Raw genomic sequence first — 11868 nt, 5'->3', positions numbered from 1 at the left:
CGCCCGGTCGCGGAGCCTTCGGCGGGCCGGGCCCGGCAGCGGAGCCGGGCGCGGTGTTCACCGCACCGGCCGGGTCAGCCGGCGGCCGGCTCCGGCGGTGGCCGCAGCAGATACGTGTCCATGATCCAGCCGTGCCGGGCGCGGGCCTCCGCGCGGACGCGCCCGATGCGTCCGGCCACCTCGTCGAGCGGCCCCGACACCAGGATCTCGTCCGGCGTGCCGAGGTAGGCGCCCCAGTAGATCCACAGGCCGCGGCCGGTGAGTCCCCGGAACGACTCGTGGGAGTCGAGCATGACCACGGTGTCCGCGTCGGCGCCGATGCCGCTCCCCGGCAGCCTGGCCGCGTCCGGCTCCACGGCCGCGCCGGTGCCCGTGTCGGCGTCCGCGCGGGCGCCGGCCCCGGCAACGGCCTCCGCCAGCCGCCGGCCCGGGGTGACGAGCACCGGCCGGCCCACCCGGTTGAGGGGGACGCGGTGCCGGGCCGCGAGCGCCGAGACGCTGGTGATCCCCGGGATCACCTCGTGGTCGAAGTCCACGCCGCCGCGGGCCAGGACGTCGTCGAGGATCGCGAGCGTGCTGTCGTACAGCGAGGGGTCGCCCCACACCAAAAACGCCCCGCACTGCCCCGGGACCAGTTCCTCGGTGATCAGGCGCTCGCACACGTCGGCGCGCCTGCGCCGCCAGTCGTGGACCGCGTGCGTGTAGCCGGCCCGGTCGCCGCGGGTGCGGTCGCGCCAGGGGTCCTCGGCCTCGACCACCCGGAACGGGCCGGGCACGTGCGCGTCGAGCATGTCCCGGCGCAGCCCGGTCAGGGATTCCTTCTCGGCGCCCTTGCCCAGGACGAAGAACACGTCGGCGCGGCGCATGGCCTTCACGGCGGCCAGGGTCAGGTGGTCCGGATCGCCCGCTCCGATGCCGATGACGAGGATGCGGCGCCGGGGCCCGGTCACGGTGCTCAGTCCTGCCGGCGCCGGCGCCGGTCGTTGCCGATGAGCGCGTACAGGTCGGCCGCGGGCGACACTCCGCTGCCCGCCGGTGCCTTCGCGGGGGCGTCGGGCCGGGCCTCGTCCGCCCCGGCCGTCGCCCCGCTGTCCCCGTCCCCGGCCGCCGCGCGGGAGGCGGGGACGGCCCGGGGTCCGGTGCCGGCCTCGTCGGCATCCGCCGGTGCGGGCCCGTCGCCCCGCGCTCCCTCGCCCGCGCTCTTCGCGGCACGGGCGTCCTCGTCGATCTCGGTGTCCCGGCGCAGCAGGATCCACCAGCCCACCGGCACCGCGGCCGCGAAGATCCACCACTGGATCGCGTACGGCAGGTGCACGCCCTGGCCGACCACGGCCATGGAGTTGGTGTCCTCCTGCGGTCCTGGCGTCAGCTCGGCCTGGTCGGCGGCGGGCGGGGCGGGAGCCGTCGCGGTGAGCTCGATGTACCCCGCCACGAGCGGCTCGCTGATGTCCCGGGTGTGCTCGCGGGTGTCGATGATCACTGACTGGCGGGCGGGCAGGCTGGGGCGCTTGTGGATGCCCGTCGTCGCGTAGGTCTCGTCCGGCCGCAGGCGCCCGGTCAGGGTGACCGTGCCCCGGGACACGCCGGGGGTGCGGGGGTAGGCGGTGCCGCTCTGGGAAGCGGGGGCGACCCAGCCACGGTTGACGAGGACCGCCTCGCCGTCGGCCATGATCAGGGGCGTGATGACCTGGAAGCCGACGTCGCCGGAGGCGTTGGTGCGCTGCCGGACCACGAACTCGTGCGCGGCGTCGTAGTGCCCGGTCGCCGACACTTTCCGGTACGTCTGGGAGAACGGCACGGTGCCGCCCGGCTTGGACAGCGAGGTGACCGGCACGGGCCGGGCGCTCTCGTTGTGCTCGATCATCGCGTTGAGCCGGTTGGTCTGCTCGTATCTGTGGTACTGCCACAGCCCCAGCCGGTAGAAGGTCGGGATGAGGGCAGCCAGCACCAGGGTCAGGACGACCCAGCGCCGAGTCAGCAAGGTTCGCAGCACCAGACGACGGTATCCGGCGCCGCCGGGCGGCCGCTCATGGGGTCCCGGCTGCCGGGGGCCGCCCCACCGCCCGCGCGTGGCCCGGTGGCGCCGGCGGGAGCCCATCCGGGAGCCTGCGGCGGGCGCGGCCGGAGCCCGCCGGATTCACCTCATCGGCCCCGTGGCGGCGGCCCGGCCCGCCGGCCCGGGTCGTCCCGGTGCGGACCGGACGGGCCCGCGGGGAGGGATTCCGGCGTGGCGGTACCGGCGTACCGGCCGGCCAGTACCGGCGTACGGGCGTACCGACACCGCCGTGCCGCGGTCGCCCGCGGAAGGGGCCGCGGAGGGGCCGCGGTCCTCCCGGCCGAGGGGGCCGCTCTCACCTGGGCGCGGACGCCTCCGTCAGCATCCGCCACCCGGGCGCGTAGCGGCCGTGCAGCACGAGGGACGCGGCGCCCACCGCTCCCGCCGTCTCGCCGATCAGGCTGGGCTCCACCGTCACCCTGCCCAGGGCGCGGGTCACGGACGTGGTGTTGACGGCGGCGTCGATCTCCTCGCCCAGGACGTGCTCGACGCCTCCGAACGCCTCGCCGCCGAGCACCACCAGGCTCACGTCGAGCAGGGCCACCGCCCCGCGCACCGCCTGCCCCATCCGGCGCCCGGCCAGGCGCACCACGTCGGTGGCCGACGGATCCCCGGCGCGCACCGCACGCCGCAGCAGCCTCCAGTCGGCGCGCACCGCTTCGGGCCCGCCGCTGAGCCCGAGGCGCCGCGCGGCAGCGCTGCCGTGGCGCGCGAACAGGTCGTCCACCAGCGCGGCAGGGTTGCAGTGAGGGCCGAGGCAACCGTTGCTCCCGCAATCGCACGGGCGGCTGCCGGCGTCTATCTGGGCGTGCCCGATCTCGCCCGCGTTGCCCGAGCCGCCCCGCAGGACCTGATTGTTGACCATGATGCCGGCGCCGAGGCCGGCGCCCATGTACAGGAACAGGAAGTCGTCCGCGCGCCTCTTGCCGCCGATCCAGCGCTCACCGATCGCGGCGGCCGTGGCGTCGTTGTCCAGCGCGACCGGCATGCCGGTCGCCTTCGCGAACATGTCGAGCAGCGGAACGCGTCTCCAGCCGTCGAAGTTCGGCGGATCGAGCAGCGTTCCCCTCTCGCCGTCGAGGGGTCCGGGCGCGGCGACGCCGAGGCCGAGCAGACGGCCCGGGTCGACATCGGCGCTGCCGGGCAGCCGCAGCGCGGCACGTGCGACCTCGTCGACCACCTCCTCGGGCACGCTGGGCCGCGGCAGCGCGAACCGGTGGCTTTGCAGTACGGATCCCACGAGGTCGGCGAGGACGATCACGGCGGCGTCCGGATCGAGGTGCACGCCGAGGGCGTAGGCGCCGTCGGCGCGCGGCATCAGCAGGGTGCGGCGCTTGCCGCCGCTGGAGGGGGCGTGTCCCGATTCGGTGATCAGGCCCGCGTCGAGCAGCCGTCGCACGAGGTTGGACACCGTCTGGTTGGTGAGTCCGGTGAGCGGCCCCAACTCGATGCGGCTGACGGGCCCCCTCGTGCGGATGGCGTCCAGGACGACGGCCTGGTTGTAACCGCCCACCCGGGGCAGGTTGGTACCGCTTCGCATGGTGGGGGCGCTCCTCCCTCGTGCGGGTGCGGGCGGCCGGCGACCACGAACTCGACCTCCGCCCGCGGAATTTGGGCACCGTGATTATGCAATAAACGTTGACTTAGTCCATCCATTGGATTTAGGTAATGCGCCAGATGCGGCACGCCCCCCACCAGCACCTGCCGCGTCGCAGCATCGTCCGCGCCTCCCCCCTGTCCGCGAGCGGCACATCCCTCCCCTACGACCCGTGTCCCGCAGCCACGACCCGTGCCACCCGCAGTCGCGCGCCGGAGCCAGGCGCATGAGCCGCACCCTTCGGAGGATCCCTTGCGCAAGAAGCTTCTCGCCGCCTTCGCGATCACGGTCGCGGCAACGTTGTCCGCCGCGGGCTGCGGCGGCTCCGCCTCCGGCAGCGGCGGCAACTCGATCAAGGTCGTCTACTGGCAGCACCTGGACCAGAACGACAACAAGCAGCAGAAGTTCCTCGCCTCGATGAAGACGTCCTTCGAGAAGGCCCATCCGGGCAAGAAGATCGAGGTCGTTCCGGTCACGGCGTCCGAGAACGACTACTACACGAAGATCCAGTTGATGATGCGCTCGCCCTCGACCGCCCCCGACCTGGTCTACGAGGACACGGCGCTGATCAACTCCGACATCGCCAGCGGGTACCTCAAGCCGATCGACTCGTACGTGAAGTCCTGGGCGGACTGGGGCTCCTTCGCCAAGGCGGCCAAGGGCGCGGTCTCCTCCCCCACCGACGGCAAGACCTACGGCGTTCCGGACGACACCGACACCCGGGGCATCTGGTACAACCAGAACCTGCTCAAGAAGGCGGGGATCGCGACCCCCTGGCAGCCGAAGACGTGGCAGGACATCCTCGACACCGCCCGGACGATCAAGAAGAAGCTGCCCGGCGTGACGCCGATGAACTTCTACACCGGGCAGGCCGGCGGCGAGCAGTCCACCATGCAGGGCTTCGAGATGCTGCTGTACGGCACCGACGCCGCGGACAACTCCCTGTACGACGCGAAGAACAAGAAGTGGATCGTCGGCTCCCAGGGCTTCAAGGACGCGCTGACGTTCGTCCACACCGTCTACAGCGAGAACCTGGGTCTGTCGAAGCCCACCGCGCTCGGTCCCAACGCGGGCGCCGAGGTCGGCACGAAGCTGCTGCCGGACAACAAGCTCGCCATTGACATCGACGGCTCGTGGATGGCGAACAACTGGCTGAAGACGGGGCCGCGTCCCTGGCCGGACTGGGCCAAGACGATGGCCTCGGCGGCCATGCCGACCCAAGCCGGTCAGGCGCCCGGCCGGGTCAGCATGTCGGGGGGCTGGGCCTGGTCCATCCCGGCCAAGGCCAAGAACCCCGATCTGGCCTGGCAGTTCACGAAGGCGATCAAGAACAAGGACAACTCGACGAAGTGGAACATCATCGAGTCCACGACCGCCGTGCGCACCGATGTGGCCGCCGACCCGAAGTACCTCGACGCCACGCCGACCAACAAGTTCTTCACCGGCCTCGTCGCGTACACCCACTTCCGTCCGGCGCTGCCGAAGTATCCGCAGGTCTCCAACGCCATCACCAAGGCCATGGAGTCCGTGACCACCGGCCAGAGCTCGGTGGACCAGGCGGCGAAGACCTACGACCAGGATCTGGCCACCGCCGTCGGCTCCGACAGCACCGCCAAGGGCGCACGGTGAAATCCGCCGCCGCACCCGCCGGGCACGCCGGCGCCCCGGCCCGGGGGTCCGGCGGCCACCCGGCCGGCTCGTCGCTCCTGCGCGGTCTTCCGCTGCTGCCGTCACTCGTCCTGCTGGCCGTGTTCCTGGCCGGGCCGATCGTCTACTGCGTCTACGACGCCTTCACCGACGCCCAGTTGACCGGGGCGGCTCAGACGCACTTCGTCGGGCTCGCCAACTTCACTCGCGCGTTCGGCGATCCGGACTTCCTCAACGCCCTGTGGCTGACGATGGTGTTCGTCGTGGGCTCCGCCGTCGTCGGGCAGAACACACTGGGGCTGGCGCTCGCGGTCCTGACCGAGAAGGCGACCCGTCCGGTGCGCTCGCTCACCAACGGCGTGGTGATCGCCGCCTGGGTGCTGCCCGAGATCGTCGCCGGCTACCTGATGTACGCCTTCTTCTACCAGCAGGGCGCGCTCAACGACGTCCTCGGCGCGCTCGGCCTGCCGCGGCAGAACTGGCTGTACACGCTGCCGATCCTCGCCGTGTGCCTGGCCAATGTGTGGCGCGGTACCGCGTTCTCGATGATGGTGTACTCCGCCGCGCTGGGCGAGGTGCCGCGGGAGCTGGTGGAGGCCGCCGAGATGGACGGCGCGGGCGTATGGCACCGGCTGTGGCACGTCACGCTCCCCGTCATCCGCCGTTCCATCATGACCAATCTGATGCTGATCACCCTGCAGACGCTCTCCGTCTTCGGGCTGATCTACGCGATGACGCGCGGCGGCCCCGGCAACAAGAGCCAGACCCTGCCGGTGTTCATGTACCAGCAGGCCTTCCAGAACAGCCTCATCGGCTACGGCACGGCGATCGCGCTCGTCCTGCTGGTCGTCGGCGCCCTGTTCTCCGTCGTGTACCTGAAGCTGCTCAAGGTGGAGGAGGACTGATGGCCACCACCGATCTGAGGCCGGCCGCCACGGCGGGCACCGGCGGCCGGGGGCTGCGCTCCGCGTCCGCCGCGGGGTCCGGGCGCCGCCGGGTGCGGCCCGCGCGCATCGCGGTCAACGTCGTCCTGCTGGCGGTCTGCCTGGCGTTCGTGCTGCCACTGGCGTGGATGGTGCTCGCGTCCATCAGCTCCACGGCCAGTTTCGAACTGACCCTGCCCTCGCCGCCGACGCTGGACAACTTCCACGCGATCCTCAACACCGACACGACCTTCCGGCCGCTGCTCAACGGGCTGCTGCTGTGCGGCGGGGCGACGCTGCTGTGCGTGGTCGTGTCGATCCTGGCGGCCTATCCGCTGTCGCGCTACCGCTCCCGGCTGCGCCGCCCGTTCCTGTACACCGTCCTGTTCACCACCGGGCTGCCGATCACCGCGGTGATGATCCCGGTCTACAGCATGTTCGTCCAGGTCGACCTGATCGACTCGATGGGCGCGACGGTGCTGTTCCTCACCGCGTCCGCGCTGCCCATCGCGATCTGGCTGATGAAGAACTTCATGGACGGCGTGCCGATCGTCCTGGAGGAGGCGGCCCGGATCGACGGCGCCAACGCCATGCAGTCCCTGGCCCGTGTGGTGCTGCCGCTGATGTGGCCCGGTGTCATCGTCGTGACGGTGTTCACCTTCATCAGCATGTGGGGGAACTTCTTCGTCCCGTTCGTGCTGCTGCTGTCGCCGGAGAAACTGCCGGCGTCGGTGAGCGTGTTCACCTTCCTCAGCGCCCACGACCAGACGCAGTACGGGCAGCTCGCCGCGTTCTCGATCGTCTACACGCTGCCCGTGGTGATGCTGTATCTCCTGCTCACCCGCAAGCTGGGCGGCGGTTTCGCGCTCGGCGGCGCGCTGAAGGGCTGAACCGGCCCTCCTCATCCCGGAAGGGTGAGGCGGCCGCGCCCCCGAAGGGCCGGCCGCCTCACTCGTTCCGCGGGAGTCCGGCGCCCGTCAGACCTTTGCGACGCCGTTCGAGTAACTCTTCATGTTGAACGTCCCGAAGCCGTTCTGCACGGGGTCGCCGGAGTCGTTGATGCAGTGCAGGATGCCGCCGCCGCCCGCGTCGTTGAGGCAGACGGTCATCAGCGAGGTGAAGACGACGCCGGGGGTGTCGGGGACCTCGTAGGCGCGGTCGGTGTAGACGTCGGCGCCGAGGTTGAAGAAGCAGTAGCTCCCCAGGCCCCAGGCGTGGTGGTCGGTGACGTGGTCGCCGACCTTGTAGGCGGCGTAGCCGTTGGTCCTGCCGTGCTTCCACGCGGACTGCGTCGGCACGTCGTACGGGTGCTCGTTCTGGAAGAAGTAGGTACGGCCGTGGTTGCCGTTCCAGAGCACCTCGTAGCCCTGGTGGTGCTCGACGAACAGGCCGTAGGCCGTGACCCGGTCGCCGTTGACCAGGAACCCGGTGCCGGCCGGATTGACCGACCAGCCCACCGTGCCGTCGAGACCGTGGTCGGCGCGCCAGGCCCAGACGTGGTCGACGATCACGTCGTCGCTGTCGATCTGGATGCTGACGTCCGTACCGCCGGGGACGGCGCCGCCGATGCGGGGGAAGACGTCGAAGAGAGCGGTGGGCCTGGCGGAGTGGTTCCTCCGGCTGAAGCCGTTCCCGACGCGCAGCAGGAAGGGGGAGCGGCGCGAGGCGGCTTCGAGGATCAGGCCGGCGACGGTGGCGTCGTCGATGTCGCCGACCTCGATGAGCGCGTTGTCGTGGACGGCCTGGAGGGTGGCCAGGCCCAGGCCGAGGACGACGGTGCCCGGCCGCAGCACGAGCAGGGGGGCGGACAGCCGGTAGACGCCGGGCGTGAACAGGAGGTGCTTGCCGAGGGCGAGCGCCAGGTTGAGGCTGACGGCGGAGTCGCCGGGCCGCGCCACGTGGAAGTCGGACAGCGGGATGCTCCGGCCGGCGGCCGGTCCGTGGGCCCAGGACGTGCCGGTGCTGTCGCGGCGCAGGGCTGGCACGAAGACCCGGTAGTCGCCGTGCCGGTCGACGGTCAGGAACGGCTTCTCCCGTACGACCGGGGTGCGGTCGACGGTGGTGTACGGCGGCGTGGGGAACGACGTGGCCGGGGCGCCCTCGACGCCGACGAAGACCATGTTCCAGTTGGAGCCGGCCCAGCTGCCGATGGTGTCGTTGCGTGACAGCCACTGCTGCTGCGAGCCCGAGTTCACCTCCCCGTCCACCACGCTGTCGGCCAGGAACCCGCCACTGGACCACCCGTTGCCGGGCGGGCTCGGCATCAGGTTCATGTTGCCCTTGACGTGGACGCGGCGCATGGGGGCGGCCTGGGCCACCGCCCAGCGGTCCAGCCCGTCGGGCGGCACCACGGTCAGGTTCTCGGCGGACCGCCAGAAGTCCTGGGTGCCGTTGCCGTCGAACCACTGGGCGTCGACCGTGACGTGCCCGTTGATCACGACGTCCGAGGGGCTCTCGCCGAGCCCCAGGACGTGGGTGTAGAACCCGACGTTGACGTCGACGTTGTAGGTGCCCGGCTTGAAGGCAAGGGCGTACCGCTCGGTGCCGAACTGGTTGGGCGCCTGCGCGGCGAACACGGCGTCGAGCTGCTTCTGGATCGCCGCGTCGCCCATCGACGGGTCGAAGACGAGGACGTTCGGGCCCAGAACGGCGGGTCTGGGCGTGCGCGAGGAGGCAAAGGCCGATCCCGCGGTGATGCTGCCGGCCAGCGGCAGCGCGGCAGCGGCGGCCGCTCCGCGAAGAACGGAACGGCGAGAGGGAATGACGGACACGGCTCTCCCTGGAAGGTGGACGGGGAAGGAGCAAGCGGCTGGGCCCTGACCGCGAGAGAGCGCTCTCAGCTACGCAGTGAATCATCGCGGATATGCGGCGTCAATAAACGCGACGGTCATAACTCCGGTGCGCGGGGAGCGTGTCCGCGATCTCGGAGTGCCGCGGCGTCGCGGTCTCGCGGGGGCGTGCCGAACGTCCGCGCGGCGGCGCGGCCTCCCCTCGTCGTCTCACGGCCGGACGGCCGCCGGCTGTCTCCTCAGCCGAGGAAGCTCAGCCGCACCTGGCGCTCCGGGTTGTCCCGGTTCGTGTCCACGAGGCAGACCGACTGCCACGTGCCGAGCTCCAGGCGGCCGTCGATCACCGGGAGCGTCGCGTGCGGGGGCACGAACGCCGGCAGGACGTGGTCGCGGCCGTGGCCCGGCGAGCCGTGCCGGTGCTGCCAGCGGTCGTCCGCGGGCAGCAGGTCGCGCAGGGCAGCCAGGAGGTCACTGTCGCTGCCCGCGCCCGTCTCGATCAGGGCGATGCCCGCGGTGGCGTGCGGGACGAAGACGTTGAGCAGGCCGCTGCGGCCGCGCGCGGCCTCGCGCAGGAAGCGCTCGCAGTCCGCCGTGAGGTCGCTCACGGTCTCGTGGCCGCCGCTCGTGACGTTCAGGGTCCGGGAGGTGAAGGTGTCGCTCATGCCGTCCATCTTTCCCCGACGGGAAGAGCGATGCCGCCCGGGACGTTCTCCGTGCGTGGACGAATTCGGTGGGCGCCCGGTGGACGTCGTGGTGGTGGGGGCCGGCCAGGCCGGCCTGTCGAGCGCGTACCACCTCGCGCGGACGGGCTTCGTGCCCGAGCGCGACTTCGTGGTGCTCGACCACGCGCCCGCGCCGGGCGGGGCCTGGCAGTTCCGGTGGCCGTCCCTGACGTACGGCAGGGTCCACGGGATGCACTCACTGCCGGGCATGGAGCTGGAGACCGGCGCGGCCGAGGCGGCCCGCCCGTCCGCCGAGGTGGTGTCCCGCTACTTCGCCGACTACGAGCGCCGCTTCGCGCTGCCGGTGCACCGCCCGGTCGACGTGCGCGCCGTCCGTGAGGGGCCGGGTGGCCGGCTGCTGGTGGAGTCCTCGGCAGGCTCGCTGGCGGCGCGGGCGCTGATCAGCGCCACCGGCACGTGGGACCGGCCGTTCTGGCCGCGCTACCGGGGCCAGGAGTCCTTCCTCGGGCGGCAGCTGCACACGGCGTCGTACGCGGGCCCCGAGGAGTTCGCGGGGCTGCGTGTCGTCGTGGTCGGCGGCGGCGCGTCCGGCACGCAGCATCTGATGGAGATCGCCCCGTACGCGGCGTCGACGGTCTGGGTCACCCGCACGCCGCCGGTCTTCCGCGAGGGCCCCTTCGGCGAGGAGCAGGGGCGCGCGGCCGTCGCGCTGGTCGAGGAGCGGGTGCGCCGGGGGCTGCCGCCGCGGAGCGTCGTGTCCGTGACGGGCCTGCCGCTCAACGACGCGGTGCGCCGGGCGCTCGCCGACGGCGTGCTCGACCGGCAGCCCATGTTCGACCGGATCACACCGACGGGGGTGGCGTGGGAGGACGGGCGCACCGTGGACGCGGACGTGATCCTGTGGGCCACGGGCTTTCGGCCCTCGGTGGGCCACCTGGCCCCGCTCGGGCTGCGCGAGCCGGGCGGCGGCATCCGCGTGGAGGGGACGCGCGCGGTGCGGGACGAGCGGGTTCACCTCGTCGGATACGGGCCGTCCGCCTCGACGATCGGCGCGAACCGCGCCGGACGCGAGGCCGTGGGCGGCATCAGGAGGATGCTGGGGGCGGACCGGGCGCGCGAGGGCGCGGCCGCCGCCTGACCCGGGCCGGCGGGGCGCAGCGCGGCGCCCGCCCGACGGCGCCGGTCACCCGCGCCGGTTCGCGTTGAACTCCTTCACGTTCTCCTGCTGTTGGGCGTAGCTGGTGGCGAACCGGGTGTCGCCGTCCTTGACGGTGACGAAGTAGAGCCACTTGCCCGGCGGCGGCGCGCCGACCGCCTTCAGGGCCGTCTCCCCCGGGTTGCCGATCGGTGTGGGCGGCAGCCCCTTGTGCGCGTACGTGTTGTACGGGCTGCGCACCTTGGTGTCGTTGTCGGTCGTGTCCAGTGTGGTGCGGTGCAGCGCGTAGTTCAGCGTGGAGTCCATCTGGAGCGGCATGCCCTTCGCGAGCCGGTTGAGCACCACGCGGGCCACCCTCCCCATGTCGTGCGGGGTGGCGGCCTCGGCCTGGACGATGCTCGCCACCGTCAGCGCCTGGTACACCGTCATGCCGTGGTGCGCGGCACCGGCCCGGACGTGGTCGGTGCCCAGCTTCCGGTTGGCGGTGTCCACCATGAACGCGAGCAGGCTCGCCGGGGTGGCGTGCGCGTCGACCGGATACGTCGCCGGGAAGAGGTAGCCCTCGGGGTTGCCGTGGGCGGGCCCGGCCAGTTCGAGGTGCGCGGAGGCGGCTGCCCTGCGCGTGGTGCCGGGCGGCACGGCGAGCACCTTGTCGATCGAGGCGTAGACCTCCGAGGCGCGCCGCCCTTCCGGTACGACGAGCGTCGCGCGGGGCCCGCCGCCCTGCTCGCCGCCGCCGGACAGCAGCAGGACCGGGACGAGCACCGCGGCGCCCAGGACGAGGAGGCTCGTGACGAACAGCGCCAGCCGTCCCCGCCGGGTCAGGCGCGGGCGGGCCGCACGTCCGGGGCCCCGCCTCCGTCCGGGCCGCCCATCCGGCCGGTATGACCTGTTTGTCATATCGAGACCGTAGCGTGCGACGCGGCGCGATCACGGGAGCCGGGACGCGGCCACGCCAGTGGCGCCGCGCCGCCGCGGCCGTGCGTCCGTCGGCGGCGGGCCGCTCCCGCGTGCCCC

General features: G+C 72.3%; 10 protein-coding genes. 4 read left to right on the top strand and 6 right to left on the bottom strand.

From position 1 onward, the window contains the following. Positions 1 to 74: 74 nt before the first annotated feature. The 3 genes from cobF to L1885_RS14800 form a co-directional block, all read right to left on the bottom strand. On the bottom strand, positions 75 to 950 hold the full coding sequence (gene cobF, locus L1885_RS14810) for a precorrin-6A synthase (deacetylating) (protein WP_235797568.1): 876 nt from the start codon (positions 948 to 950) through the stop codon (positions 75 to 77). Between the two features lie 5 nt (positions 951 to 955). Continuing rightward, a complete protein-coding gene (locus L1885_RS14805; RefSeq protein WP_235797567.1) occupies positions 956 to 1993 on the bottom strand; it encodes an SURF1 family cytochrome oxidase biogenesis protein in 1038 nt (345 codons plus the stop codon). A gap of 358 nt (positions 1994 to 2351) precedes the next feature. Then, positions 2352 to 3596, bottom strand: coding sequence for an ROK family transcriptional regulator (locus L1885_RS14800; protein ID WP_235797566.1), 1245 nt, complete (start codon positions 3594 to 3596; stop codon positions 2352 to 2354). 309 nt (positions 3597 to 3905) lie between these two features. Here L1885_RS14800 and L1885_RS14795 point away from each other — a divergent pair, with 309 nt between their 5' ends. From L1885_RS14795 to L1885_RS14785, 3 genes are read left to right on the top strand one after another with little or no spacing between them, the layout of a single operon-like run. Beyond that, complete coding sequence (locus tag L1885_RS14795) at positions 3906 to 5282, top strand: extracellular solute-binding protein (protein ID WP_235797565.1); 1377 nt, start codon at positions 3906 to 3908, stop codon at positions 5280 to 5282. Next, positions 5279 to 6205, top strand: a complete 927-nt coding sequence (locus tag L1885_RS14790; protein ID WP_372481948.1) for a carbohydrate ABC transporter permease — start codon at positions 5279 to 5281, stop codon at positions 6203 to 6205. Before L1885_RS14795 ends, L1885_RS14790 begins: the two co-directional genes overlap by 4 nt. Next, positions 6205 to 7113, top strand: a complete 909-nt coding sequence (locus tag L1885_RS14785) for a carbohydrate ABC transporter permease (RefSeq protein WP_235797564.1) — start codon at positions 6205 to 6207, stop codon at positions 7111 to 7113. The genes L1885_RS14790 and L1885_RS14785 overlap by 1 nt, the downstream gene beginning before the upstream one ends. 87 nt (positions 7114 to 7200) lie before the next feature. Here L1885_RS14785 and L1885_RS14780 read toward each other — a convergent pair whose 3' ends face one another. Both L1885_RS14780 and L1885_RS14775 read right to left on the bottom strand, forming a co-directional pair. Beyond that, positions 7201 to 8994 carry a pectate lyase-like domain-containing protein gene (locus L1885_RS14780; protein ID WP_235797563.1) on the bottom strand — a complete coding sequence of 598 codons (1794 nt, stop codon included), beginning with the start codon at positions 8992 to 8994 and terminating at the stop codon, positions 7201 to 7203. A 257-nt stretch (positions 8995 to 9251) separates the two neighbouring features. Then, positions 9252 to 9674 (bottom strand): YjbQ family protein, encoded by a 423-nt coding sequence (locus L1885_RS14775; protein ID WP_235797562.1) that lies wholly within the window; start codon positions 9672 to 9674, stop codon positions 9252 to 9254. Positions 9675 to 9729: 55 nt separating this feature from the next. On the opposite strand from L1885_RS14775, the gene L1885_RS14770 reads away from it, so the two are divergent. Further along, positions 9730 to 10833, top strand: a complete 1104-nt coding sequence (locus L1885_RS14770; RefSeq protein ID WP_235797561.1) for an FAD-dependent oxidoreductase — start codon at positions 9730 to 9732, stop codon at positions 10831 to 10833. A 45-nt stretch (positions 10834 to 10878) separates the two neighbouring features. Here L1885_RS14770 and mltG read toward each other — a convergent pair whose 3' ends face one another. Beyond that, positions 10879 to 11751 carry an endolytic transglycosylase MltG gene (gene mltG, locus L1885_RS14765; RefSeq protein WP_235797560.1) on the bottom strand — a complete coding sequence of 291 codons (873 nt, stop codon included), beginning with the start codon at positions 11749 to 11751 and terminating at the stop codon, positions 10879 to 10881. Between the last annotated feature and the right edge of the window lie 117 nt (positions 11752 to 11868).

Origin of the sequence: Streptomyces fuscigenes, assembly GCF_021556455.1 — a bacterium.
In the GTDB taxonomy this organism is placed as follows: domain Bacteria; phylum Actinomycetota; class Actinomycetes; order Streptomycetales; family Streptomycetaceae; genus Streptomyces; species Streptomyces fuscigenes.
This window is presented reverse-complemented; position numbering and strand designations above follow the sequence as displayed.